At 71.8% G+C, this 24,549-nt stretch carries 21 protein-coding genes; 9 read left to right on the top strand and 12 right to left on the bottom strand.

Annotation, left to right across the window (positions count from 1 at the left end; genetic code table 11):
• Positions 1 to 30 precede the first annotated feature (30 nt).
• The 5 genes from IQ251_RS20195 (at position 31) to IQ251_RS02095 (ending at position 6,104) form a co-directional block, all read left to right on the top strand.
• Positions 31 to 411, top strand: coding sequence for a DUF8847 domain-containing protein (locus tag IQ251_RS20195; protein WP_370591152.1), 381 nt, complete (start codon positions 31 to 33; stop codon positions 409 to 411).
• Between the two features lie 250 nt (positions 412 to 661).
• The gene (locus tag IQ251_RS02110) at positions 662 to 2,530 is read left to right on the top strand and encodes a methylmalonyl-CoA mutase family protein (RefSeq protein ID WP_193926689.1); all 1,869 of its coding nucleotides are present in this window, start codon (positions 662 to 664) and stop codon (positions 2,528 to 2,530) included.
• Positions 2,527 to 4,725, top strand: a complete 2,199-nt coding sequence (gene scpA / locus IQ251_RS02105) for a methylmalonyl-CoA mutase (RefSeq protein WP_193926688.1) — start codon at positions 2,527 to 2,529, stop codon at positions 4,723 to 4,725. Before IQ251_RS02110 ends, scpA begins: the two co-directional genes overlap by 4 nt.
• A gap of 30 nt (positions 4,726 to 4,755) precedes the next feature.
• Entirely contained in the window at positions 4,756 to 5,742 is a 987-nt protein-coding gene (gene meaB, locus IQ251_RS02100) for a methylmalonyl Co-A mutase-associated GTPase MeaB (protein ID WP_193926687.1), read from the top strand.
• 2 nt (positions 5,743 to 5,744) lie between these two features.
• Positions 5,745 to 6,104, top strand: a complete 360-nt coding sequence (locus tag IQ251_RS02095; RefSeq protein ID WP_193926686.1) for a GntR family transcriptional regulator — start codon at positions 5,745 to 5,747, stop codon at positions 6,102 to 6,104.
• A 61-nt stretch (positions 6,105 to 6,165) separates the two neighbouring features.
• Here IQ251_RS02095 and IQ251_RS02090 read toward each other — a convergent pair whose 3' ends face one another.
• Complete coding sequence (locus tag IQ251_RS02090; RefSeq protein WP_193926685.1) at positions 6,166 to 6,921, bottom strand: DUF305 domain-containing protein; 756 nt, start codon at positions 6,919 to 6,921, stop codon at positions 6,166 to 6,168.
• Positions 6,922 to 7,224: 303 nt separating this feature from the next.
• Between IQ251_RS02090 and IQ251_RS02085 the strand changes: the two genes are divergently transcribed.
• Positions 7,225 to 8,619: an LVIVD repeat-containing protein gene (locus tag IQ251_RS02085; RefSeq protein WP_193926684.1), complete on the top strand. Its 1,395-nt coding sequence runs from the start codon at positions 7,225 to 7,227 to the stop codon at positions 8,617 to 8,619.
• Between the two features lie 73 nt (positions 8,620 to 8,692).
• Here the strand turns inward: IQ251_RS02085 and IQ251_RS02080 are convergent, their stop codons facing one another.
• The 5 genes from IQ251_RS02080 to IQ251_RS02060 all read right to left on the bottom strand — a co-directional run bounded on the left by IQ251_RS02080 (position 8,693) and on the right by IQ251_RS02060 (position 14,441).
• Entirely contained in the window at positions 8,693 to 10,855 is a 2,163-nt protein-coding gene (locus IQ251_RS02080) for a diguanylate cyclase domain-containing protein (protein ID WP_193926683.1), read from the bottom strand.
• A gap of 249 nt (positions 10,856 to 11,104) precedes the next feature.
• Positions 11,105 to 12,001, bottom strand: a complete 897-nt coding sequence (locus IQ251_RS02075) for an oxidoreductase (protein ID WP_370591151.1) — start codon at positions 11,999 to 12,001, stop codon at positions 11,105 to 11,107.
• Positions 12,002 to 12,050: 49 nt separating this feature from the next.
• A complete protein-coding gene (locus IQ251_RS02070) occupies positions 12,051 to 12,758 on the bottom strand; it encodes a M50 family metallopeptidase (protein ID WP_193926682.1) in 708 nt (235 codons plus the stop codon).
• Between the two features lie 74 nt (positions 12,759 to 12,832).
• Positions 12,833 to 14,146, bottom strand: a complete 1,314-nt coding sequence (locus tag IQ251_RS02065; RefSeq protein WP_193926681.1) for a M20 family metallopeptidase — start codon at positions 14,144 to 14,146, stop codon at positions 12,833 to 12,835.
• A 79-nt stretch (positions 14,147 to 14,225) separates the two neighbouring features.
• Positions 14,226 to 14,441 (bottom strand): hypothetical protein, encoded by a 216-nt coding sequence (locus tag IQ251_RS02060; protein ID WP_193926680.1) that lies wholly within the window; start codon positions 14,439 to 14,441, stop codon positions 14,226 to 14,228.
• Between the two features lie 197 nt (positions 14,442 to 14,638).
• Between IQ251_RS02060 and IQ251_RS02055 the strand changes: the two genes are divergently transcribed.
• Together IQ251_RS02055 and IQ251_RS02050 are read left to right on the top strand one after the other, a co-directional pair.
• Positions 14,639 to 15,652 carry an ABC transporter substrate-binding protein gene (locus IQ251_RS02055; RefSeq protein WP_193926679.1) on the top strand — a complete coding sequence of 338 codons (1,014 nt, stop codon included), beginning with the start codon at positions 14,639 to 14,641 and terminating at the stop codon, positions 15,650 to 15,652.
• A gap of 56 nt (positions 15,653 to 15,708) precedes the next feature.
• The gene (locus tag IQ251_RS02050) at positions 15,709 to 16,116 is read left to right on the top strand and encodes a DoxX family protein (RefSeq protein ID WP_370591150.1); all 408 of its coding nucleotides are present in this window, start codon (positions 15,709 to 15,711) and stop codon (positions 16,114 to 16,116) included.
• 73 nt (positions 16,117 to 16,189) lie between these two features.
• On the opposite strand, the gene IQ251_RS02045 is transcribed toward IQ251_RS02050, so the two are convergent.
• Complete coding sequence (locus IQ251_RS02045; protein ID WP_193926678.1) at positions 16,190 to 16,432, bottom strand: DUF397 domain-containing protein; 243 nt, start codon at positions 16,430 to 16,432, stop codon at positions 16,190 to 16,192.
• Complete coding sequence (locus tag IQ251_RS02040; protein ID WP_228045985.1) at positions 16,429 to 17,304, bottom strand: helix-turn-helix domain-containing protein; 876 nt, start codon at positions 17,302 to 17,304, stop codon at positions 16,429 to 16,431. Before IQ251_RS02040 ends, IQ251_RS02045 begins: the two co-directional genes overlap by 4 nt.
• 230 nt (positions 17,305 to 17,534) lie before the next feature.
• On the opposite strand from IQ251_RS02040, the gene IQ251_RS02035 reads away from it, so the two are divergent.
• Entirely contained in the window at positions 17,535 to 17,852 is a 318-nt protein-coding gene (locus tag IQ251_RS02035) for a hypothetical protein (RefSeq protein ID WP_193926677.1), read from the top strand.
• A gap of 118 nt (positions 17,853 to 17,970) precedes the next feature.
• On the opposite strand, the gene IQ251_RS20410 is transcribed toward IQ251_RS02035, so the two are convergent.
• The 4 genes from IQ251_RS20410 to IQ251_RS02010 form a co-directional block, all read right to left on the bottom strand.
• Positions 17,971 to 20,589, bottom strand: coding sequence for a DUF8189 domain-containing protein (locus IQ251_RS20410; RefSeq protein WP_228045984.1), 2,619 nt, complete (start codon positions 20,587 to 20,589; stop codon positions 17,971 to 17,973).
• A gap of 29 nt (positions 20,590 to 20,618) precedes the next feature.
• Positions 20,619 to 21,170, bottom strand: a complete 552-nt coding sequence (locus IQ251_RS02020) for a DUF4232 domain-containing protein (protein ID WP_193926676.1) — start codon at positions 21,168 to 21,170, stop codon at positions 20,619 to 20,621.
• Positions 21,171 to 21,718: 548 nt separating this feature from the next.
• Positions 21,719 to 22,966 (bottom strand): acyl-CoA dehydrogenase family protein, encoded by a 1,248-nt coding sequence (locus IQ251_RS02015; protein ID WP_193926675.1) that lies wholly within the window; start codon positions 22,964 to 22,966, stop codon positions 21,719 to 21,721.
• Between the two features lie 265 nt (positions 22,967 to 23,231).
• Entirely contained in the window at positions 23,232 to 24,533 is a 1,302-nt protein-coding gene (locus IQ251_RS02010) for a dihydrolipoamide acetyltransferase family protein (RefSeq protein WP_193926674.1), read from the bottom strand.
• Positions 24,534 to 24,549: the final 16 nt, after the last annotated feature.

Here is a 24,549-nt window from a genome sequence, read left to right as displayed (position 1 = left end):
CCTGCACAGCATCCGCCCGGGCGAGCGGGGGTGCGCAAGCCCACGGGCCGGCTGCGCGGGCGTTCCGGCGCAGGTGGCTACCCCGAAGGCGCGACTTCCTCGGCCGGGCGCACCGGTGCGATCCTGATCCGGCCCGCGCTGTCGAACGCGCGCACGGGCGGGGAACGTGGACGATGGAACCGGGCGCTGCCGCTGCGGGAGGAGATCGTGACAGGTCATTGGGTGCGTTTCGTGGGCGGTCCGCTGGACGGGCGGATCCAGGACCTCCGCGACTCGGAGGCCGTGCTGGGCAGACTGGTGCGGCACATCCACCTGCACGACGGCCCGAAGATCGAGACGCACTACCAGTTGCACTACACCGCCGAAGCCGGCTGGGAGTACCACCTGCGCGGCCGCGACCAGGCGAGCTGAGCCCCCGGGGAAGCGACTCGTTAGCACGCCGGCCCGGCACGCGGTGCCGGGGCCCGGTAACGGTGCCGCGGCGCATGAGATCGACCACTGGAGCGCGCAATCCGCCGTGCGGCTGAACAGGGTGCTCGGAACGGCCGCGCGGCAGCCGCAGCGCACGGAACCGATTCGGATGCCGGCAGCCTCCGGTTGGGACGCGCGTCACAGCGCCGCCGGGTTCGCAGGAATCAGCGCCCGCTTACCATCGGTCCTCATGGTGGCGCACTCGACGTCGAGCGGCGATGGACCCGCTCTGCCCTTGGCCGCGGACTTCCCCGCGCCGACCCACGAGCAGTGGCAGTCGCAGGTCGAGAAGGCCTTGCGCAAGACAGGTTCGATCGGTGAGCAGCCACCGCCCGGCCCGGTGGAGGACGTGCTCGCCTCGACGACCTACGAGGGCATCGAGGTGCACCCGCTCTACACGGGGCGCCCCGCCGATCCGGGACTGCCCGGTCTCGCGCCGTACCTGCGCGGCGCGCGACCGCAGGGCTGCGTCACCGAGGGCTGGCAGGTCCGCCAACTGCACGCCTGCCCGGATCCGCAGCGCGGCAACAAGGACATCCTCGCCGACCTGTACAACGGGTCCGACTCGCTGTGGCTGCGCCTCGGGCCGGGCGGCACGCCGGTCGCGGCGCTGCCCGAGCTGCTCGGCGACGTCCACCTGGAGATGATCAGCGTCGTGCTCGACGGCGGGGCCGAAGCTACCCGCGCCGCCGAGGAGTACCTGGCGCTGGCCGCCGAACGCGGGGTCCCGGCCGGGGCGCTGCGCGGCAACCTCGGCGCCGATCCGCTCGGTGAGCAGGCCCGGACCGGTCAGCCCGCCGACCGGGAAGGCGCGGTGCAGCTCGCCCGGCACTGCCCCGAGCAGTACCCGCAGCTGCACGCGCTGGTCGCCGATGCGCTGCCCTACCACGAAGCCGGCGGTTCGGACGCCGAAGAACTGGGCTGCGCACTGGCCACCGCGACCACCTACCTGCGCTGGCTGGTGGACGCCGGGGTGGACGTGGCCGCGGCGGCGGGACTGATCGAGTTCCGGTTCGCCGCCACCGCCGACCAGTTCCTCACCATCGCCAAACTGCGCGCCGCGCGGCAGCTGTGGGCGCAGATCACCCGCAGCAGCGGGGCCGGGGCACTCCCGCAGCAGCAGCACGCGGTCACTTCGCCGGTCATGCTCACCCGGCACGACCCGTGGGTGAACATGCTGCGCGGCACCATCGCCGCCTTCGCCGCCGGGGTCGGCGGTGCGCAGGCGATCAGCACGCTGCCGTTCGACGCGGCGGTGGGCATGCCCGACGCGTTCTCCCGCCGCATCGCGCGCAACACCCAGGCGCTGCTGCTGGACGAATCGCACCTGGCCCAGGTCATCGATCCGGCGGGCGGCTCCTGGTACGTGGAGACGCTCACCGGCGAGATCGCCGCGGCGGCCTGGGAGTGGTTCCAGCGCATCGAGGGCCTGGGCGGCATGCCCGCCGCGCTGGACAGCGGCGCCGTCGCCGAGCGGTTGGCGACCACCTGGCAGGCGCGCACCGAGGCGCTGGACCACCGCACCGACGCGGTGATCGGCGTCAGCGAGTTCCCGAACCTGGACGAGCAGCCGCTGCAGCGCGATCCCGCTCCGCAGCGGCCGGGCGGCGGGCTGCCCCGGCACCGCCACGGCGAGCGGTTCGAGGCGCTGCGGACCTCCGCCGCGGAGCACGAGGCCGCGACCGGCGCACGCCCGACGGTGCACCTGGCCACGATCGGACCGCTGGCCGCCTACAACGCGCGGGCCTCGTTCGCGCGCAACCTGTTCGCCGCGGGCGGGATCGACGCCACCGAAGGCGGGCCGTCGGAGTCCACTTCGGACGTCGTGGCCGGGTGGGACGGAAACCCCGTGGTGTGCTTGTGCTCCACCGACAAGCTCTACGCCGAGCGGGCCGCGGAGACCGCCGAGGCGCTGCGCGACGCAGGCGCCCAGCGAGTGCTGCTGGCCGGCAAGCCCGGCGACGAACCACCGGCCGGCGTCGACGACTACGTCTTCACCGGATGCGATGCGCTGGCGGTGCTCACCGACGTCCAGCGCAGGTTGGGAGTAGCCCGATGACCCAGCAGATCCCGAACTTCGCCGATATCCCGCTGGAAACCCCGCAGCCCGGCGGCGACCCGGACCGCTGGCAGCAGGAACTGCTGGCCAGCACCGGCAAGGAGTCCGACGCGCTGACCTGGGAGGCCCCCGAGGGCGTCGGCATCCGGCCGCTCTACACCGCCGAGGACACCGCCGGGCTGGACTTCCTGAGCACCTACCCGGGCATCGCGCCCTACCTGCGCGGGCCGTACCCGACGATGTACGTGAACCAGCCCTGGACGGTGCGCCAGTACGCCGGGTTCTCCACCGCCGACGAGTCGAACGCCTTCTACCGGCGCAACCTCGCGGCCGGGCAGAAGGGCCTGTCGGTGGCCTTCGACCTGGCCACGCACCGCGGCTACGACTCCGACCACCCGCGCGTCGGCGGTGACGTGGGCATGGCCGGGGTGGCCATCGACTCCATCTACGACATGCGGCAGCTCTTCGACGGCATCCCGCTGGACCGGATGAGCGTGTCCATGACGATGAACGGCGCGGTGCTGCCGGTCATGGCGATGTACATCGTGGCGGCCGAGGAGCAGGGTGCTGCTCCGGAGAAGCTCGCCGGGACCATCCAGAACGACATCCTCAAGGAGTTCATGGTCCGCAACACCTACATCTACCCGCCGCAGCCGTCGATGCAGATCATCTCGGACATCTTCGCCTACACCTCGCAGAAGATGCCGAAGTTCAACTCCATCTCCATCTCCGGCTATCACATCCAGGAGGCGGGGGCGACCGCCGATCTGGAACTGGCCTACACGCTGGCCGACGGCGTCGAATACCTGCGTGCCGGGCGGGAAGCCGGACTGGACGTGGACGCGTTCGCGCCCCGGCTGTCGTTCTTCTGGGGCATCGGGATGAACTTCGCGATGGAGGTCGCCAAGCTGCGCGCCGCCCGGCTGCTGTGGGCGAAGCTGGTGGGCGGTTTCGATCCGAAGGACTCGAAATCGCTGTCGCTGCGCACGCATTCGCAGACGTCCGGTTGGTCGCTGACCGCGCAGGACGTCTACAACAACGTGATCCGCACCTGCGTGGAGGCCATGGCCGCCACCCAGGGCCACACCCAGTCGCTGCACACCAACGCGCTGGACGAGGCGCTGGCGCTGCCCACCGACTTCTCCGCGCGCATCGCCCGCAACACGCAGCTGGTGCTGCAGCGCGAGTCCGGCACGACCCGGGTCGTCGACCCGTGGGGCGGCAGCTACTACATCGAGCGGCTCACCCAGGACCTCGCCGAGCGGGCCTGGTCGCACATCACCGAGGTCGAGGACGCGGGCGGGATGGCGCAGGCCATCGACGCCGGGATCCCGAAGCTGCGCATCGAGGAGGCGGCCGCGCGCACCCAGGCGCGCATCGACTCCGGACGCCAGCCGCTGATCGGCGTGAACAAGTACCGGTTCGACGGCGATGAGCAGATCGACGTGCTCAAGGTGGACAACGCCGGGGTGCGCGCCCAGCAGCTGGACAAGCTGCGCAGGCTGCGCGAGGAGCGGGACGACGCGGCCTGCTCGGACGCGCTGCGCAGGCTCACCGGCGCGGCCGAGGCGGCGATGTCCGGGCAGCGGCCGAACGACCTGGAGCACAACCTGCTCACCCTGGCCGTGGACGCGGCGCGGGAGAAGGCCACCGTCGGCGAGATCTCCGACGCGCTGGAGAAGGTGTTCGGCAGGCATTCCGGGCAGATCCGTACGATCAGCGGCGTGTACCGGGAAGAGGCCGGGCCGTCGGACGCCATGGAGAACGCGCGGCAGCAGGTCGCCGCGTTCGCCGAGGAAGAGGGGCGGCGGCCGCGCATCCTGGTCGCCAAGATGGGCCAGGACGGGCACGACCGGGGGCAGAAGGTCATCGCGACCGCCTTCGCCGACCTGGGTTTCGACGTCGACGTGGGGCCGCTGTTCCAGACGCCCGCCGAGGTGGCCCGGCAGGCCGCGGAATCCGATGTGCACCTGGTCGGCGTGTCCAGCCTCGCCGCGGGACACCTGACCCTGGTGCCCGCGCTGCGCGATGCGCTGGCCGAGCAGGAGCGCGAGGACATCATGATCGTCGTCGGCGGCGTGATCCCGCCCGCGGACTTCGACGCGCTGCGCGAATCCGGTGCCAGCGCGATCTTCCCGCCCGGCACGGTCATCGCCGAGGCGGCCGCGGACCTGCTGGAGAAGCTGCGCGGCTGATCCGCCGAGCGCGAGGAGGAAGACCTGACCATGGCGCGCACGATCGACGTCCACGACTACGCCAAGGGCGTGCTCGACGGATCGCGCACCAAGCTCGCGCAGGCGATCACGCTGGTCGAATCGACCCGCGCCGACCACCGGGAACTCGCCCAGCAGCTGCTGGTGGAGCTGCTCCCGCACAGCGGCGGGGCGCACCGGGTGGGCATCACCGGTGTCCCGGGCGTGGGCAAGTCGACGTTCATCGAGTCGCTGGGCACCGAGCTGACCTCCACCGGGCACCGGGTGGCGGTGCTGGCCGTGGACCCCTCGTCCTCGCGCAGCGGCGGCAGCATCCTCGGTGACAAGACGCGGATGTCCGCGCTGGCCGCGGATCCGAACGCGTTCGTACGCCCCTCCCCGTCCGCGGGCACGCTCGGCGGGGTCGCGCGCGCGACGCGGGAGACCATCGTGCTGATGGAGGCCGCCGGGTTCGACGTCGTCCTGGTGGAGACCGTCGGCGTCGGGCAGTCGGAGATCACGGTCGCCGGGATGGTGGACTGCTTCCTGGCGCTGACCCTCGCCCGCACCGGCGACCAGCTGCAGGGCATCAAGAAGGGCGTGCTGGAGCTGGCCGACATCGTGGCGGTGAACAAGGCCGACGGCGAGCACGCGGGCGAGGCGCGCAAGGCGGCGCAGGAACTGCGCAGCGCACTGCGGCTGCTGACCCCGGCCACCGCCACCTGGACGCCGCCGGTGCTGACCTGCAGCGGCCAGGAGAAGCAGGGGCTGGACACCGTGTGGGAGCAGGTCGGCCAGCACCGCGCCGCGCTGTCCGCGACCGGTGAGCTGGCCGCCAAGCGCAGCGACCAGCAGGTGGAGTGGACCTGGTCGCTGGTGCGCGACCAGCTGATGTCCGAGCTGACCCACCATCCGCAGGTGCAGGCGGTGCTGGGCGAGGTCGAGTCCGGCGTGCGCGACGGGCGGCTGACCGCGACGCTGGCCGCCCAGCGACTGCTGTCCGCGTTCCGGCAGGAGTGACGATGCAGCTCACGGTCGATGCCGACTCCGAGGTTCCCCCGTTCGAACAGGTGCGCGGGGGCATCGCCGAGCGGATCAACAGCGGGGAGCTCCCGGTCGGCAGCAAGTTGCCGACGGTGCGCGCCCTGTCCGCCGAGCTGGGCATCGCGCCGAACACGGTCGCCAAGTCGTACCGCGAGCTGGAGCAGGCCGGCCTGATCGAAACCCGCGGGCGCGCAGGAACGTTCGTCGCCTCAGCCGGCGATGTGAGCGCGCAGCGCGCGGCGGAGGCGGCGGCCGAGTACGCCCGCGCGGTGCACGCGCTGGGCCTGGGTCGCGATCAGGCGCTGGCGGTGGTTCGCGCCGCCCTCGACGCGGACTGACCGCGAGCTCGGCTCCGCCCGGCGCCGGGTGCGGGCAGACCCGTCTCGCCGCTGGGTTCCGCTAGCGCAGTTCCGCGGCGAGCTCCTGCATGGCACCGATTTCGCTGCGCTGGGTGACCAGGACGTCCTGCGCCATGGCGTGCACCTGCTCGTCGCGACCCGTGCTCAGCAGGTCGGTGGCCATCCGGATGGCGCCCTCGTGGTGCGCGGTCATCAGCTGCAGGAACCGGCCGTCGAAGTCGGTGCCGGCGAAGTCGGCCAGCTCGGCGAGCTGCTGGTCGGTGGCCATGCCCGGCATATCGCCGTGCTCGCCATGACCCCCATGCTCGCCATGACCCCCATGCTCGCCATGACCCCCGTGCTCGCCGTGAGCCCCGGGATCACCATGGTCGCCGTGCTCGCCGTGCTGCGCGGCTTCCGGCTGCGGCAGGTCCCGCGCGCCCAGCCAGCCGCGCATGGCGCCGATCTCCGGGCCCTGCGCCGCGGCGATCCGCTCGGACAGCGCGCGCACCTGCGGGTGCTGCGCGCGGTCCTCGGCCAGGTCGGTCATCTGCAGCGCCTGCTCGTGGTGCCGGATCATCCCGCGCAGGTACTCCGCCTCCACCTCGGGTGTCCGTTGTGGACGGTCAGCGGTGGCGCTTTCCGGGTCGACGACCTGCGGTTCTTCCCCGGGTGAACCCGGCAGCACCACCGGTGGCCCGGGATCCGGTTCCCGCTCGGACTCGGCGGCCGAGCAGCCGCTCAACACCGCGGCCGCCAGCACCGCGGACGTGCCCGCGCGCAACCGGTACCGGGTGGACGTGCTGCCGGCGGCCATGCGGATCCTCCTCGGACCAGTCGAAGCGCCCACTCGGTGGATTGGGGCACCAATCGGGCACGAGCATACTGATCCGGAGTCGTGCACGGGTACCGCTTTTCGCCGACCGCCGGTTCGCGCGAACGTCCGAGCACGGCGGCTGCCGCACCGGTGCGGGGAACCCGCCCGCGGCGGCCCGCGGACCCGGCACGAGCCGGGCCCAGCAGTACCGGTGCGGGTCGAACGAACTGAGGGGTGGATCTGTTGTTCGCGAACATCCGGTCGAGGCGGCGCAGACGCCGCGCCATCGCAACGGCCACAGCGGTGGCCGCATCGGCCCTGGTCCTCGCCGCGCCCTCCGCGGCCACACCACCGCACGACGGCCCGGAACCCGCGCCGGAACGCCCGGTCAGCGCAACGCAGGCCGAGCGCGAAGTCGTCTCCAGCGACAACGTCGAACACGTGGCGAACGTGCCCAAGCAGCCGCCGTTCGACACGGTCGACGCCTACGGCACCGACATCGCGTTCCAGGGCGATCACGCGTTCGTCGGCAACTACGACGGGTTCACCGTCTACGACATCTCCGATCCGGCCAAGCCGGAGATCACCTCGCAGGTGGTGTGCCCGGGCGGGCAGGGCGACGTGTCGATCTCCGGGAACCTGCTGTTCGTGTCCACGGACTACCCGCGCTCGGACGACAGCTGCACCAGCGAGGAGACCGACGCGGCCGATCCGGGCGGCTGGGAAGGCATGAAGGTCTTCGACGTCAGCGATCCGGCCGAACCGCGCTACGTCTCGGCGATTCCCACCGCGTGCGGTTCGCACACGCACACGCTGGTCCCGGACCGGGCAGGCGAGTCGGTGTTCCTGTACGTGTCCTCGTACGGGCCGGCACCGGAGTTCCCGAACTGCCAGCCGCCGCACGACCAGATCTCCATCGTCGAGGTCCCGCGGGACAACCCGGCCGAACCGGTGCTGGTGGATGCGCCGGTGCTGTTCCCGGACGGTGGCAACCCGGGATCGCCCGAGGTCAGCGAGACGACCGGCTGCCATGACATCACCGCGTTCCCGGAGAAGGACCTCGCGGCGGGCGCCTGCATGGGCGACGGGGTGCTGCTGGACATCTCGGACCGGGCCAAGCCCCGGGTGATCGAACAGGTCACCGATGACGAGAACTTCGCGTTCTGGCACTCGGCGACGTTCAACAACGACGGCACGAAGGTCGTGTTCACCGACGAGCTCGGCGGCGGTTCGGCGGCCACCTGCAACGAGGCCACCGGCCCGACCCGCGGCGCCAACGGGATCTACGACATCACCAGCGGCGGGGACGGTCCGCAGCTGGACTTCCAGAGCTACTACAAGCTCCCGCGGCACCAGGCCGACACGGAGAACTGCGTGGCGCACAACGGGTCGCTGATCCCGGTGGCCGGCTCGGACATCATGGTGCAAGCCTGGTACCAGGGCGGGATCTCGGTCTGGGACTTCAGCGACTCGCAGAACCCGCACGAGATCGGCTACCTGGACCGCACCCCGTTCGACGAGAACGCGTTGGAAACGGCGGGATCCTGGTCGGCGTACTACTACAACGGCCACATCTACTCCAGCGGGATCCAGGAAGGCCTGGACGTCATCGACATCCGCGACGAGCGCACCGATCCGGCCAAGGACGTGCGGTTCGAGGAGTTCAACCCGCAGACCCAACCGGTCTACGGCAGCTGACCCGAGCAGCGCACGCGCCCCGGTTCCCGAGTTCGGGAGCCGGGGCGCACTCGGGTGCTGACCCGCCCGCGGGTCACGTCCAGCGGTCCACCAGGGCCGGGACGTCGAAGGACAGGACCGGATCACCCCACCGCGGACCGGTCGCCGCCGAACAGCCCATCTCGTGCCAGCGGCGTTCCTGCTGCACCTCGCCGAGCCCGTCCACCCAGACCTGCACCCCGCACTCGCGCACCAGGCCGATCAGGTTGCGCACCGCCCGGACCTCGGCCGACTCGCCGAACTCCGCGGTGTGCACCAGATCCACCAGTTCCGCATGCAGCCGCACCGCCTCGACCGGGACATCGCGCAGCAGTGCGATCTCCGGCGGCGACCCGCGGAAACCGCCCAGCGCGAGCGGAGTTCCGCCTGCCGCCAGGTGGCGGATGTTGTCCCGCGCCTCCTGGCCGTGCTCCAGCGCCGCGACCGGGACGCACAGCCGCAGCGCCTCCACCGGTGCGCCACCGCCCTCCAGCACCCGGCGCACCGCGGCGAGCAGATCGGGATCGGCGGCCTGGTGCGGGCTCAACGACAGGTCCAGCCGCACGCGATACCCGTCCCCATACCACTCGCGCAGGCCGTCCCAGGCGGTCGCGATCAACCAGTCGCGCAGCGGCAGCACCACGCCGGACCGCTCGGCCAGCCGCAAGCACTCGTCGTTGCCGATGGCACCCGCTTCCGCGCTGTCCCACCGGATCCCGGTTTCCAGCGCGTCCAGCCCGCCGTCGTCCAGCCGCACCTTGGGCCGGTGCACCACATCGAACTCGCCCGTGTGCAGCCCGCCGGGCATGATCGCGGCGAGCCGGGACCCGATGCGCTCCTCCGGGGCGCGATCCGGGTCGAACAGGGCCCACTGCCGCTTGCCCTCGGCCTCCGCGCGGCGCAGCGCGGTCTCGGCCGCCCACAGCATCTCCTCGGCGTCGCCGTCGGCGACCGCGCGCTGCACCACGCCCGTCGAGGCCGACGGGGCGATGCCGTACTCGCCGATGTAGACGGGTTCGTCCAGCGCCGCGTTGATCGCGGTGATCAGCTCCGGCACCGGCGGCGTGTCCGGCCGCTCGGCCAGCAGGACCGCGAACTCGGTACCGCCGAAGCGGGCGACCAGCCCCTGCTCACCGCCGGCGAGCTCGTCGAGGCGCCGCGCGACGGCCTTGATCACCTGATCGCCGACCTCGTAGCCCAGCCCGTCGTTGATCAGCTCGAACCCGTCCACGGACAGGTGGTACAGCGCGAGCCGGGCACTGCCCGGCATGTTCGCCAACGATGTCTGCAGCCTGCTGCGGAAGCAGGTCCGGTTCGGCAGCCCGGTCAGCGGATCGTGCAGGGCCTGGTGCCGGAAGCGCTCCTGCAGCAGGTGCTGCTCGGTGACGTCCTGGACCATCGTGACCAGCTGCGGCGGAGAACCCTCCTGCCCGTGCAGCACGGACACGGCCAGCCCGGTGGTGATCGGCTCGCCGCCCTCGCGCACCAGGCCGACGTTCTCCAGCGTGCGGCGCGGCGGTGCGCCGACGGCCTGCCCGCCCTCGGCGGCCAGTTCGCGGTAGGTCGCGGTGAGCTCCGCGGCCTGCTCGGGCACGAACACGTCGTGGATGGTCATCGAGCGCAGCTGCTCGGCCCGGTAACCGAGCATGTTCTCCAGCGACGGGTTGATCTGCAGGAACGTGCCGTCCAGCGCGCAGATCGCCACCCCGGTCGGCGTGGTGGAGAAGACCTCGGCGAACCGGGTCTCCACGGCCCGCAGCTCGCGATCGGCGTTGATCTTGGAGCGCAGCAGGGCCTTCTGCATGGATTCCTGCTGCAGGAACGTGTTCTCCCGGTCGGCCGCCGCGTACCCGGTGGCGACCCCGGACACCAGCTGCAGCACCAGATCCGCCGGGACGTGCGGCACCGGGCCCAGCGCCTCGCGCAGCACGTCCAGGGTCACCTGCAGGCTGTCCTCACCGGTGGCGTGCATCCGCACCAGGCGCGCACCGATCACCCGGCCCGCCTCCGGCACCGCCTCGGGTTCGTGCTCCAGCGCGTGGACGGTCCGGTCGACCAGCGCCAGGAGGCCGTCCTCGACGGCGTCCCGGGCCAGCGGGATGTAGGAGGCGCGGCCGAGCGCGGCGGCCCAGTCCCGGGCGAGCCGCTGCCGCCAGTCCGCCGCACCCCAGGGCGGACCGGCCGAGCTGCGCTCCCCGACTGCCCGAAGGTCCTCCATCACGCCCGCCTGTCCGGCCGGTCTCGTTCGCCGTCCGCCCGCATCGTCACGCGCGCTTCACTCCCGCGTGGCGGCGCCGCGCAGCGCCGCCGTCGTGTCGCCCCGGTCCCGCGCAGGCCACGGCCCGGCCACTGATCGGAACGCCTGTCGCTCGTTCGGTCAAGTCCCGGCCGGCACGTTCACGCCTCCGCGTGGCGACGAGCTTACTGGGTGCCACCAACCCGCTCGGCACCCCGCACGGCGTGCCGCTCACAACGGCGCTTCGAGCCCACTGCCCTCGGCCACCACCGCGTCCAGTTCGGCGACCTCACCCGGATCCAGCCGCACCTGCTCGGCCGCGGTGTTGTCCGCCAGGTGCTCCGGACTGCCGGTGCCGGGGATGAGCAGGATGTTCGGCGAGCGCTGCAGCAGCCACGCCAGGGAGACCTGCGCCTGGGTGACGCCGCGCTGCTCGGCGACGCGCTGCAGCACGGCGTCCTCGCGCGCCCGGCTGCTGCCGGCGAAACCGGAGCCGAGCGGGAAGAACGGGACGAAGGCGGTACCCAGTTCGGCGGTGCGGTCCAGCAACCGAGCGGACCTGCGGTCGACCACGTTGTAGCTGTTCTGCACCGCGGCGATCGCGGTGATCGCGCGCGCCTGCTCGAACTGCTCGACCGAGACGTTGGACAGCCCGATCCCGCGCACCAGACCCTGTTCGCGCAGTTCGACCAGCGCACCGACCTGGTCGGCGAAGGTGTAGCCGGGCTGGTCGACGGTGTGCCGCAGGTAGACCAGGTCCAACTGCTCGCGGCGCAGCCTGCGCAGGTTGTCCTGCACCTGCGCCTTGAGCGCGTCCGGGTGTCCCAGCGGCGGCCAGCCGCCGTGCTGGTCGCGGTAGGCGCCGATCTTGGTCGCCAGCAGCAGCCCCTCCGGATAGGGGTGCAGGGCCTCGGCGATGAGTTCGTTGACCACCCACGGCCCGTAGAAGTCGCTGGTGTCGATGTGGTCGATGCCCAGCTCCACGGCGCGGCGCAGCACACCGAGCGCGCGTTCGCGGTCCTGCGGGGGGCCGAACACCCCGGGGCCGGCGAGCTGCATGGCACCGAAGCCGACGCGGCGGACGGTCTTGTCGGGCAGGATCGGGAATGCTTCGCTGTTCGTGCTCACGCCGCGATGCTGCTCCACCCGGTGGCCGGGGGCAATCACCGGGGTCGGCTCACAGCTGCGGCATCTGCAGCAGCAGCGCACCGCCCACCAGCAGCGAAGCCAGACCGACCAGCAGCCACAGCAACAGCCACGCCGTGCCGGGCAGCCCGGTCAGCCGCGCCAGCTGGTCGGCGTCGGAGTCCGGTGCCCGGCCGCGGGCCCGCTTCGAGCGCAGTTCGCCCAGCGGCCGCAGCCCGCCGATGAGCAGGAACCAGCTCACCAGCGCACAGCACACGGCCTGCCAGGCCGGGGGCGCGTACCAGGACACCGCGAACAGCGCGCCGCCGGTGATCAGCACGGACAGCGCGCCGTAGGCGTTGCGGATCGCCAGCAGCATCAGCACCAGCAGACCGATGCTGATCCACAGCATCAGCTGCGCCCGGTCGGCGGCGACCAGCCACGCCCCGCCCAGCCCGAGCAGCGGGACCGCCGGGTATCCGGCGATCAGGGTGAACACCATGCCGGGGCCGGTGGGCTTGCCGGTGGACACGGTCAGTCCCGAGGTGTCCGAGTGCAGCCGGATCCCGTTGAGCTTGCGCCCGCTGAGCAACGCGATCACCGCGTGCCCGCCTTCGTGCGCGATGGTGATCACGTTGCGCAGCAGCGGCCACGTCCCGCGGTTGGCCACCAGCACCAGCGACACCAGTGCGGTCAGCAGCGCGGCCAGGCTCGACGAACCCAGCAGGTCGGCGGTGTAGTCCCGTGCGATCTCGTCCAAGGCAGGTTCTCGCGGGTCGGGGGCGGGGACGCGTCCAGCCTACGGGCGCGTGTCCCCGCCCCCGCCGACCGGATTCAGCCGAAGAAATCCGCCACGTCCAGCGCGCCGCCTGCCTGCGCGAACTCGGCGTGCACCGCCTCGCGCAGCTGCGGATCGGCGAGGTAGTCGACCGCGGTCCCGGCGAGCCCGACCGCACCGTCCAACACCGCGCGATCGCCCGCACCGCCGCCGGCCGCGGTGGCGAAATCCGCGGTGTGCAGCGAGAGCCGTTCGTCACCGAGCCCGATCATGGCGTGCACGGCGGGCATCCGGTAGCTGAGGTTGCCGAGGTCGGTGGAGCCGGTGAGGTAGTCGGGCACGACGCCGTGCGGCAGCGAGGTGCGCCCGCGCCCGGCCTGATGCTCCGCCCACCGGGCGGCGAGGGCGCGGTTGTGCCGGATCGGCAGGTAGGCGGGGCTGCTGTCCCACACCAGCTCCAGCCCGCAGCCGGTCATCGTGGCGGCCCCCTCGGCGATGGCCTCGACGCGTCCGGCGAGGTCGCGCAGCGAGTCCGGCTCGTGCGAGCGCACGTAGAACACCGCCGCGGCGCGGTCCGGGACGACGTTGGCGCGCTTGCCGCCGTCGGTGATGATCCCGTGCACCCGGTCCGTGGACGGCATGTGCTGGCGCAACGCGGCCACGCCCTGATACGTGGCCACCACCGCGTCCAACGCGTTGCGCCCCATGAACGGCTGGGCGGCGGCGTGCGCGGCGACGCCGTGGAAGACCACCTCCACCTGGCGCCGGCCCATGAACGGGTGCGCGGCGATGTCGTGCGAAAACGGGTGCAGCATCACCACGGCGTCCACGTCGTCGAACACGCCTGCCCGGGCGAGCAGTTCCTTGCCGCCGCCGCCCTCTTCGGCGGGCGTGCCGATGAGGCTGACCGCGCCCCCGGTGTCGCCCACCACCTCGGCGGCCCCCAGGAACCCGCCGAGCCCGGCGGTGCAGATGATGTTGTGCCCGCAGGCGTGCCCGACGCCCGGCAGCGCGTCGTACTCGGCCAGCACCGCCACGTGCGGGTGCCCGGAACCGGCCCGGGCCAGCAGGGCGGTGTCCAGCCCACCGACGCCCTGCTGCACCTCGAATCCGCCCCCGCGCAGCAGGTCTGCGGCGGCCGCGGCGGAGCGGTGCTCGACGAACGCCTCCTCCGGGTGCGCGTGCAGGTCCCGGCTCAGCGCCACGAGCGGTTCCGCGTTGCGCTGCACCGCCCGCTCGGCACGGGCCAGCAGGTCGCTCCCGGCTCCGGCGTGCTCCGAGCTGAGCGGCTCGGCCTCGGCCACGGCGCGCGCGGTGGCCGCCTCGACCGACCGCAGGTAAGAATCATCCGGCTGAACTGGCTCACGCATCACACCGGAACCCTACGGTCTGCCTAGAGGTCCGGTGGCACAGCGCGGCGCGGAGTGCCCGGCCTCCGGCAGTGTGCGGTCAGCGGGCGGTCCGGTGCCGGAGGTGGCGCGGCTGGCGCGGCCGGGTCGAGCGGGCGGCGAACGGCCCCGGGTTGCGCCTGCCCTGCGACCGCTCCGCGTAGAGTTCCAGCAGCAGCACATCGGGGTTCTCCCCTGCGTGGCTGCGCCACAGCATCCGCAGCAGCTCGTCCTCGGAGAGCACCCAGCGCCGGGCGAAAACGTCATCATCGTTCATGGCGACTCCCGATCCCGCGGGCCGACCCGCGTCGTGCGCCTGCGCTTCCGCCCAGGATACGCCGCACGAGCGGTGGACGTGATCCGCAGCACGAGCGGGGCCCGGCAGCGCGATCCCCCTCCCCTGAACGGGTGAGTTAGGTTAGCCTTGCTTGCGCACTCGGGGCCTCGCCCGACCCGGAACAGAAGGATGCGGTGATGGATCTTCTTCCAGCAGCTGGCTCCCGGCTCGGCCGCCGGAGCTTCCTGGCCGGTGCCACCGGACTGATCGCGGCAGGCCTGGCGGCGTGCTCCGGCGGCGGGCAGGGCGCGGGCCCGGACGGGCCCTCCGGTCCCGGATTCCCGGTCAGCGTCCCGAACCGGTTCGGCACCGCGGAGATCGACCGCGCTCCCGAGCGCGTCGTCAGCCTCGGCATCACCGACCACGACGTGCTGCTGGCCCTGGGCATCATCCCGGCCGGGCTGACCAAGTGGGGCCCGTGGAGCAGCGGTGTCGGCCCGTGGGCGCAGCGGCGGCTCGACGGGCAGCGCCCGGAGGTGCTCGGCACCGAAGTCAACGTGGAGAGCATCATCGCGCTGGCTCCGGACGTGGTCACCGCGGTGCAGAGCGCACTGACCCAGGAGCAGTACAACCGGCTGGAGAGCTTCGGCCCCGTCGTCGCGCAGCCGCCGGAATCCATCGACTACGGCGTGGACTGGCGGGTGCAGGCCGAGACGATCGGCCGCGCCGTGGGCAAGCGGGCCGAGGCCGAGCGACTCATCGCCGACACCCAGGGCAAGATCGACCGCACCCGCCGGGAGAGCCCGCAGCTGGACGGCAAGACGCACGTCGTGGTGCGCACCGACTCGGCAGGCACCTACGCCGCGTACAGCAAGAAGGACGCGCGGACCGTGCTGCTGGAGCAGCTGGGCATGCGGCTGTCCCCCTCGATCGCCGACCTCGATGACGAGGGCAAGTTCAACGTCAAGATCAGCAAGGAGCAGGTCGGGCTGCTGGACGCCGACGTGGTCGTGGTGACCACCGCGCAGCCGACCGACGTGGAAGCCGTCCGCAACGACGAGCTGCTGATGAACCTGCCCGCCGCCCGCCGCGGCTCGCTGGTGCTGCTGGACGACTACGACCTGACCATGGCGCTGGGCTCGGCGACCGTCTCCAGCATCCCGTTCGTGCTCGACCGGCTGACCCCGAAGCTCGTCGAAGCCGCCCGCTGACCGCAGCGCTGCAGGTGGGGCTGGTCGGCGCGGGCACGCGGCGGGACACTGCAGCGGTGGACGAGCGCGAGGTGGATCCCGGTGCCGCGGACCAGACCCCGGCACTGCGGCTGGCCGCGGTCCTGCTCACCGGCGGGACCCTGCACTTCGCCGTGCCCCGGTTCTTCGACGGCATCATCCCGGCGCAGCTGCCCGGACCGGCACGCACCTACACCCGGGTGTCCGGCATCGCGGCGCTGGGCATCGGCGCCGGGCTGAGCGTCTCGCGCACCCGGCGGACCTCGGCGGCGCTGGCCTGCGGGTTCTTCGTCGCCGTCCTGCCCGCCAAGGTCCAGCTGGCCGTCGACTGGTGGCCGAAAGGCCGGGTCGCCGCGACGATCGGTATCGCGCAGCTGTTCTGGCAGATCCCGCTGATCACCGAGTCGATCCGCGCCCACCGCCGGGCACCAGCACCGCACCGGTGATGTCCGTCCACACCGGACTAGATATCGGTTCCGGCTCCCCCGGCCGCGGAGAGCCTCCGGGCGCGCGCAGGCGTCACGCTCCGGCGAGGTCGTCGAACTCGCCGGCCCGACAGCCCTCGATCCACGCCGCCATCTCAGCACCGGTGAACAGCACGACCCCGGCGTCGGGGCGGTTGCTGTTGCGCACCGCGATCGAACCATCCGCCAACGGAGCGACCTCGACGCATTGACCCTGATCGTTGCTGAAGCTGGACTTCCGCCACGTGGCGTTGTCCAGCTCACCCGCGGTGACGTGCGACTGCGGAAAGTTGGTCACTGATACTCCCTTGCGATGTCACGGATCAGTGCGACCGATTCGTCCGGGGGAAGAGCATGGGCGCACAGATGCTCAAAAGCAACGGTGTGATCCTTAATCTCGGCAGGAGTCTCCAAGTAGACGGCGCCGGAGCGGTGCTCGATGTAAACCACACCGGGATCAGTCGGCCACGGGAAGTCCAAGATTGTGAACGGCCCCTGCATGCCGGGATGCGCCCCGTGCTCGAACGGGAAAACCTGCAACGTGACCTTGGCCTGATCAGCGACGTCGGCGAGGTGCTGAAGCTGATCGCGCATGACGGCCCGGTTGCCGACCACTCGCCGCAGCACTGCCTCGTCCAGGACAACCCACAGTCGAAGCGGATCGAGTTCCCGCGTCAGCACTGCGCGGCGTGAGCTGCGGAACTCGACGCGGCGGGAAATCTGCTCCTCGGTCAGCTCAGCCGTCCCACGCCGGACGATCGCCTGGGCGTAGTCCTCGGTCTGCAAGACCCCGGTGATGAGCTGGGCGTCGTAAACCCGCAACTGTTCCGCGCCCTGCTCCAAACCGATGTACAGCGACAGCCACTCGGGCAGCGCGTCAGCGCTATAACGCTCCCACCAGCCCTTCTGTCGGGATTTTTTCGCGGCTTGCAGGTAGGACGACCAGCGATCCTCCGGCACCCCATACAGCCCCAGCAGCACTTCATCGAGATCTCGCAGCACGACCGGGCGTTCCGCGTTCTCGATGTAGGACACCTTCGTCACGGTGCACCGCAGCGCTTTGGCCACGTCCTTCTGCTCCAGACCCGCAACGCGGCGAAGCCTGGTCAGCTCGAATGCCAACCAACGGCGCCACACCGTGGGACTCATCGGAGTGTCCGTCATGCCCATCGCCTCCCGTCATCCCCGCATCCTGCCGCGTCATACGCCAGCAGCGCGGTCTTGCCGCAGTAGCCCCGCGGGACGCAAGAAGCCGACCCCAAGATCATTCGATCAAGCTATCACGCTCTTGGTAACTCAAAATTTAGACTTACCGAACACCGCACATCAGCTGGTCGACCGCCCCAATGACCAACGGCACCCATCGCCGGTAAGCCCCACACTCAGAAAGAGGGACGAACATGGCCACAGCGCACACCCCTTCCGGAACTGCGCCGCTGTGCGAGGAGGAGTTCGCCGCGTTGTTGGAGGGGATGGTCGCCGACTTCGCGCCTCTCGTGTTCGCCGTGGTGCAGGAGTACGGCGAACGCATCGACGGCAGGATCGCGGCGTGGGGCCTCGCGTTCGACGATCGCGCGGAGGTCGTCGGCGTAGACAGCGGACTGCGCATGAGCCTGTCAACGCCGGAAAGAGCCCTGCGCGGCTTCGCCCGGGGCGAGCACATCCGCGCGCGCCTGGTGTGGTTCAACGCCGACGCAGCCACGCCCGCCGAGACGTGAGGATCCGCCCCGGGAGTCGGGAGTCGCGCCGCGGCGGCCCGCATCGTTCGTCCACATCGGACAGCCAGTTGCGTGGGAACCGGTGGATGCCCGGACACATCGGGCACCCACCGGGTCGTCATGCCTTGAGTGAATCGACCAGCTCGCGCCACGATCCCCACTGGCCGTCGGGTTCGTCCTGCTCCAGCACGACCATGTCGCCGTCCTCCGCGACGCCGAACACCGTGCAAGCCCCGTTCGCGCGGCTCACCACGATCGGATCCCCGGCCAGTTCACCGCCGAGGTCCGACCACGCCGACCACCCGGCGTGCGCGACCTGCTGCTCAGTGGCGCGCAGCGCACCGCCCTCCGTGCGGACGAGCGCCGTGATCCGCCCCTCCCGACCGAGCGCGAGCGCGGGCGTCCCGGCGACATCACCGCCGAGCCCGGTCCACTGCCCGCCCTGTCCCGGGTGGGACATCACGTAGAGCTGCTCGTCGTTGCCGACCGCGAACAGCGCGATCGTGCCGTCCGGCAGCGTGGTCACCGCCGGGTCGGCGGACATGCTGCCGCCCAGTCCCTGCCACGGGGACCACCCGGCACCGGCGGTGCCCTGCTCGGTGACGGCGATCTCGCCGTCCGCGTTCCGGGCGAATACCGACGCGGTGCCGTCCGGGCGCAGCGCGACCGCGGGCCGCCCCGCGAGGTCACCACCGAGGTCGTCCCACTCGGTCCAGTCCCCGTCCCGGCCGGCCTGCGCCGTGGTGACCAGCTTCCCGTCCCGGCTCACCGCGAACAGGGCCAGCGCACCGTCCGGCCGGACCACCACGACCGGATCCTCGGCGACGGTGCCGCCCAACGGTTTCCACTCTCCCCACTTGGCGCCGTCCCGCGGGCGGGAGGCGGTGGCGATCCGGTCCTCGGTGTCCCGCACGAACAACGACAACGCACCATCGGGCTCGCGGACCACGACCGGCTTGCCCGCGGGTTCTCCGCCGAGACCCAGCCAACCGACCCAGTCGGCATCCGGTGCGACCTGCCACGCGGTGACGACCTCGCCGATGGTGCTGCTGCCGAACGCCGAGAGCGCGCCGTCGGCGCCGGGAATGACCGGTGAGCCGAACACGGTGGGCCGCACCGGCTCCGGCGGAGGCGGCGGCTCCGGCGCGGGCGGCCGGCCCTGTCCGGGCGGCTGCTGGCCCTGGCCCGGAGGCGGACCGGGTGTCGGGGCCTGGCCGGGCGGGCGACCGGGAGCGGGTCGTTGCCCCTGGCCGGGCGGTGGGCCCGGCGGTTGACCTTGCCCTGGCGGCGGGCTCGGAGGCCGACCGTGATTCGGTGGCTGACCTTGCCCCGGTGGTGGACCCGGCGGTGGTTGCTGCCCTCCCGGTGGCGGCCCAGGTGGCTGACCTTGCCCCGGCGGTGGACCCGGCGGTGGTGGCTGCCCTCCCGGTGGCGGCCCAGGTGGCGGACCTTGCCCCGGCGGTGGACCCGGCGGTGGTGGCTGCCCTCCCGGTGGCGGCCCAGGTGGCTGCCCTTGCCCCGGCGGTGGACCCGGCGGTGGTTGCGGCCCTCCCGGTGGCGGCCCAGGTGGCTGACCTTGCGCCGGCGGTGGACCCGGCGGTGGTTGCTGCCCTCCCGGTGGCGGCCCAGGTGGCTGACCTTGCCCCGGCGGTGGACCCGGCGGCTGTCCTTGCCCGGGCGGCGGCGCCGGTGGGTGCACCGCCTTCGCCGTCTCGTCGATCAACCGCCGAGCTTCCTGCTCCCGCTGGTCGTAACGCCCCGGGTGCGCGGAATCCTGCACGTCCTGGGCGAGTTCACCGGCACTGCGGCGGTTGTTCTCCCGTTCCTTCTCCAACGCCGCTTCGAAGAACTTGGTCGCCGCATAGCGCACGTCCACCAGCTGCTCCGGTGTGCCCCACCACTCCGGCCGCTGCTGGAAAACTCCGAGCGACGAGCTGTGACCCCAGTTCAGGTTCGACATCTGGGATTCGACCAACCCGGCCTCGAACGCGGCGAGCATCAGGTAGTCGGACACGTTCATATGCTTGCCGACCAGGAAGACCACCCGCATGACAGCCGGGTCGGGCGGTCCGGGATCGCCGCCCCGCGGTGGCGGCGAATCGGGCACCGGTGGCGGCCCCGGGGGCGGGCCGGGCTGCTGCGGTGGCGGACCCGGCGGCTCCTGGGGTGGTTTCGGCGGAGGCGGGGCCATCGCCGAACCGACATCCGCGCGGAAGCGGTCCAAGTCCACGTGCCCGGGATCGACCTTCCCCGTCGTGGACGTCTCCTTGTGCCCCCGGGTGTGCTCCGGCGGCTTCCCGAGGTGCCTGAGCACCGCGGCCGTGGCGCGCACGGCGGCGTCGTACTGGTGCGGCGACGGGTGCTGGTCTACGCCCTGGTAGTCCCACTCGAAGCCGATGTACATCCCGTTCCCGCTCCCGGCAGCCGGAAGCGGCCCGGATTCCTTGACCTCACCCGCGTGGTTCGCCCGCCCCGCCGCGATCAAGTGGATCGAACCGTCGAGGCCGATGAGCGCCTGGCACAGCGGCCCGGGCAAACCCGAACGACCGTCCACGCACGTCCCGATGGCGGGTACCGGATCGTCCGGTGTGCTGGATGACGCCGTGTGGTGCTGGAGGACACCGATCGGTTCCGGAGGCTGACCGTCAGCCGCGCGCTCCCGCCAACCCTCGGTTTCGTGCACGTTCAGCCCGGCCCCGCGCAGAACGTCGACCAGCCAGACGAGCGGCTGCGTCATTCTCGACCTCCCCGAATTCGCACGTCGTTTCAGCCTCCCCAGATGTTGCGGAGGGCGGTCGCGTCGACCAGACCGCCGCGGCACACGGCGCCCAGACCCCACACGGCCTGCGCCGATTCGTCATCGCCGGGCGGCGTGTACTGCAGCGTCTCCGGTTCGACGCACGGCTCCTGGTAGATGTCCCAGGTCAGGTCCATGCCCGCGCTCTGGCTCTGCTGCAAAGTGATCGTCGGCGGGTTGAACTCCGTGCGGTTGAGCGCGGTATCCACCGGATTCCCCTCGTAGTCCAGGAACTGGATGCCGCCGTAGCCGCGCAGCTGGCACATCCGCCCGCCCACGTTGGTCACCCGGAGCATGGTGCGCGACCCGGACGCCTCGCGGTTGTTGTCCGGCTCCAAGCTCGCCTGCAGCTCGTCCGCGGCGCACGCCATCGCGTCCTCCGCTTCCGGCTCCCGCGATTCGGAGGCACCGGAGTCCTCCGCGGATCCCGACTCCTCCCCCGAACCGGCTCCGGGCTCGGCGGACTCGCCGCCGCCCTCCTCCGCCCCCTGCGGCTGGGGCGGCGGCTGCTGGACGGTCACCGTCTCCTTCTCCTGCTCCGACGCCGGTGGTGGCGGCCACCCGGAACAGCCTGCGATCCCGACGAACGCGACCGCACCCACGACCGCGATCGCGCCGCTGCGCGCGCGAAAAGACAACCGGACACCCCCAACCCGGAAGAACCCGGGCACAGTTCGTGATCACTCGGACGCGCAGGAGTCTGGCAAAGCCGGAAGCGAACTGTCAGGAAAACTGCACAAGAATCGCGTTTCCATTCCCCGGAAACCCGACAAGCTTCTGAAATGCGTTCAATATGATTATCCGCGCACAGGGGAAGGCATTGGCCGAATAGCGAAAATTCCTGCGCTGCAGGCGGAACCGATTCTGCACGGAAAGATCGATTCAGAATCGCGCGCCCGCGCGGTGCTGCGGCCGACCACCCCCAGTAGGTCGGCCGCAGCACCGGCGCCCCGGCGCGGACCGCGTTGCCGCGATCCGGCTCCCGTGGGACGCGCAGGAGACCCGGCGGGATGCGCCCGCCCCGGAATCATGTGCACGCGCACATCAACCGGTCCCCTTCGCGCCGCGCTCAGAACGCCGTCACGAGGCGCTCACCACCGACGGAGCTGCGCACGTCGCAGCGGACCCGGTCCCCCAACCGCACCGACCACGGAGTCCGCGACTCACCGAGCCCTTCCTCGGCCAGCCGCAACCGCTGCACCTCGGACGTCCCGGCCGGCGCGAAGATGTGGAAGGCATCGCGCAGGTACCGCTCCACGGGCCGGTCCGCGCTCAACCCGCACGCCGCGTGCACCTCCATCGCCGAGCGCGCCGAATCCAGCGCGAGCTCGACGTTGATCAGCTTTGCGTTCATCAGCTCGGCATCGCAGGCCAGACCGCGGTCCAGCAGGTGCACCGCGTGGTAGGCGGCGAGCTTGGCGGTCATCAACCGGGACTGCATCTCACCGAGCTTCTGCCGGACAGCGCCGACCTCGGACAGCGCGGCGCCGTACCGGGTCTGCCGCGCGGCGAACGCCATGGTCTCCTCCACCAGCGCCCGGTGGATGCCCAACGCGACCGCGGTCAGGTTCGGCCGCCCGTACAGCACGCTGGACGAATAGGCCACCTGCAGCCCACTGCCCTCCCCGCCCAGCAGGTTCGCCGCGGGCACCCGGCAATCCCGGAACACGAGCTCGCCGAAGCTGAACCCGTGCAGCCCCATCGCCGGCCGGTGCTCGCCGAGCACGCAACCGGGGCGGTCGGCCTCCACCAGGAACGCCGACATGCCGCGGGAACCGGGGCCGGTGCGCACCACCACCCCGTGCACATCGCCGACGTGGCTGTTGCCGACGAACACCTTGCGCCCGTTGAGCAGGTAGGAATCGCCGTCGCGCACCGCGGTCGCCGCCATCCCGGCGACGTGCCCACCGCTGTCGGGTTCGGTGACCGCGATCGTGGGCAGGCACGCGCCCTCCGCGATCCCGGGCAGCCACCGGCGCTTCTGCTCGCCGCTGCCGAAGTGCAGGATCTTGGCGACACCGAGCTGGGACGCCTGGGCCATCGCACCCATCGCCCCGCTGACCCGGGACAACTCCTCCACGATCAGCGTCTTCGCCAAGTGCCCCAGGCCGAGGCCGCCGTAGCGGCGGCCCACGGTCACCCCGATCCAGCCCTGCCGGGCGATCAACCGCGCCAGGTCCTGCTCGACCTGGCGCGAGCACTCCATCTCGGCCACGTGCGGGCCGATGCGCGATTCGGCGAAGTGCCGCACCTGCTCCCGCAACCGGTGGTGCGCCAGTGTCAGGAAGTACCCGTCGGGTCCGGTCCTCTCGTCCATCTCGTTCCCCCTTCACGCTCACGCGACCGCGCGGCGCGTATCCCCCCGCACCGGCGGTCGACGACCGGATGACCGGCCGCAGCAGGAGAATCCGGCGGACGGACCGCGTCCGCAACGCACGGGACCGTTCCCGGGACGCCGGGACGTCCCCGAGTGCGCTGACCTGCTCGGACGCGGCTGCGCGGGACGCTGGTCGAGACGTGAGAACGGCCCCTCCCGCGAGACGCAGGTCGTCGCGGAAGGGGCCGAGCCCGGGGCGGGAACGTCAGGCGATGATGCGCAGCGGGTCCTCCAGCAGACCGGTCAACTGCTGCAGGAAGGCCGCGCCGACCGCGCCGTCCACCGCGCGGTGGTCGGCGGACAGCGTCACCCGCATGATCTTGCGCGCGACGAACTCACCCTCGCGCACCTTCACCTCGTCGTCGACCGCACCGACGGCCAGGATGCCGGCTTCCGGCGGGTTGATCACCGCGGAGAACTGCTCCACGCCGAACATGCCGAGGTTGGAGATGGTGAAGGTGCCACCGCTCATCTCGTCGGCCTTGAGCTTGCCGTCCCGCGCGCGTCCCGCCAGCTCACGGCCTTCCGCAGCGATCTCCGAGACGCTCTTGCGGTCGGTGTCGGTGATGACCGGCACCACCAGACCGCCCTCGATCGCCACCGCCACTCCGAGGTGGATCCGCTTGTGCTGCAGCAACGTGTCCCCGCCGAAGGAGACGTTGACCGACGGGTTCGCGCGCAGCGCCGTGGCCACGGCCTTGACCACGAGGTCGTTGAGGCTGACCTTCGGCCCGTCGGCGGCCTGCAGCCGCTGGTTGAGCTCGGCCCGGAACGCCACCAGGTCGGTCACGTCGATCGCGCTGGTGAGGTAGAAGTGCGGGGCCTGCTGCTTGCTCTCGGTGAGCCGCTTGGCGGTCACCTTCCGGATGGTGCCGAGCGGGATCTCCTCGACGTCCGGATCGGCTGCGCTCTGGGACCCCGCAGCCTGGGACGGGGCGGGCTGTGCGGGAGCCGGTGCTCCCGCGTCCTGCGGGGCGGGGGCCGAGGATGCGGAACCGGCCTGCTGCGCCGCGGCCTCGATGTCCACCCGGATGATGCGCCCGCCGGGTCCGGTGCCGCGCACCTGGGCCAGATCCACGCCCTGCTCCTTGGCGACCCGCTTGGCCAGCGGCGACGCCTTCGGCTTGACACCGCGCCCAGCGGCGGGCTCCGCGGATGCGGCCACCGGTTCGGCCGCGCTCTCCGCGGCGGGACCCTCCGCGACCGGCTCGGCCGCGGGGGCTTCGGCGGGCGCCGCCGCGGGGGCTTCGGCGGATTCGGCCGCGGCACCCGACCCGTCGCCCAGCACCGCGATCGGCGTTCCGATCGGCACCGTCGCACCCTCGGCGAGCAGGATCTTCTCCAGCACGCCCGCGTCGAAGGCCTCCAGTTCCATGATGGCCTTGTCGGTCTCGATCTCGGCCACGACGTCGCCGCGCTCGACCGTGTCGCCGACCTGCTTGTGCCAGGTCGCGATGACGCCCTCCTCCATCGTGTCGGAGAGCCTCGGCATCTGAATCTCAGTCATCGTCTTCCTCGCTTGA

The sequence above is a fragment of the Saccharopolyspora montiporae genome (assembly GCF_015209505.1).
In the GTDB taxonomy this organism is placed as follows: domain Bacteria; phylum Actinomycetota; class Actinomycetes; order Mycobacteriales; family Pseudonocardiaceae; genus Saccharopolyspora; species Saccharopolyspora montiporae.
Note: the sequence above shows the minus strand (reverse complement) of the source record. Positions and strands in the feature narration are given on the sequence as shown.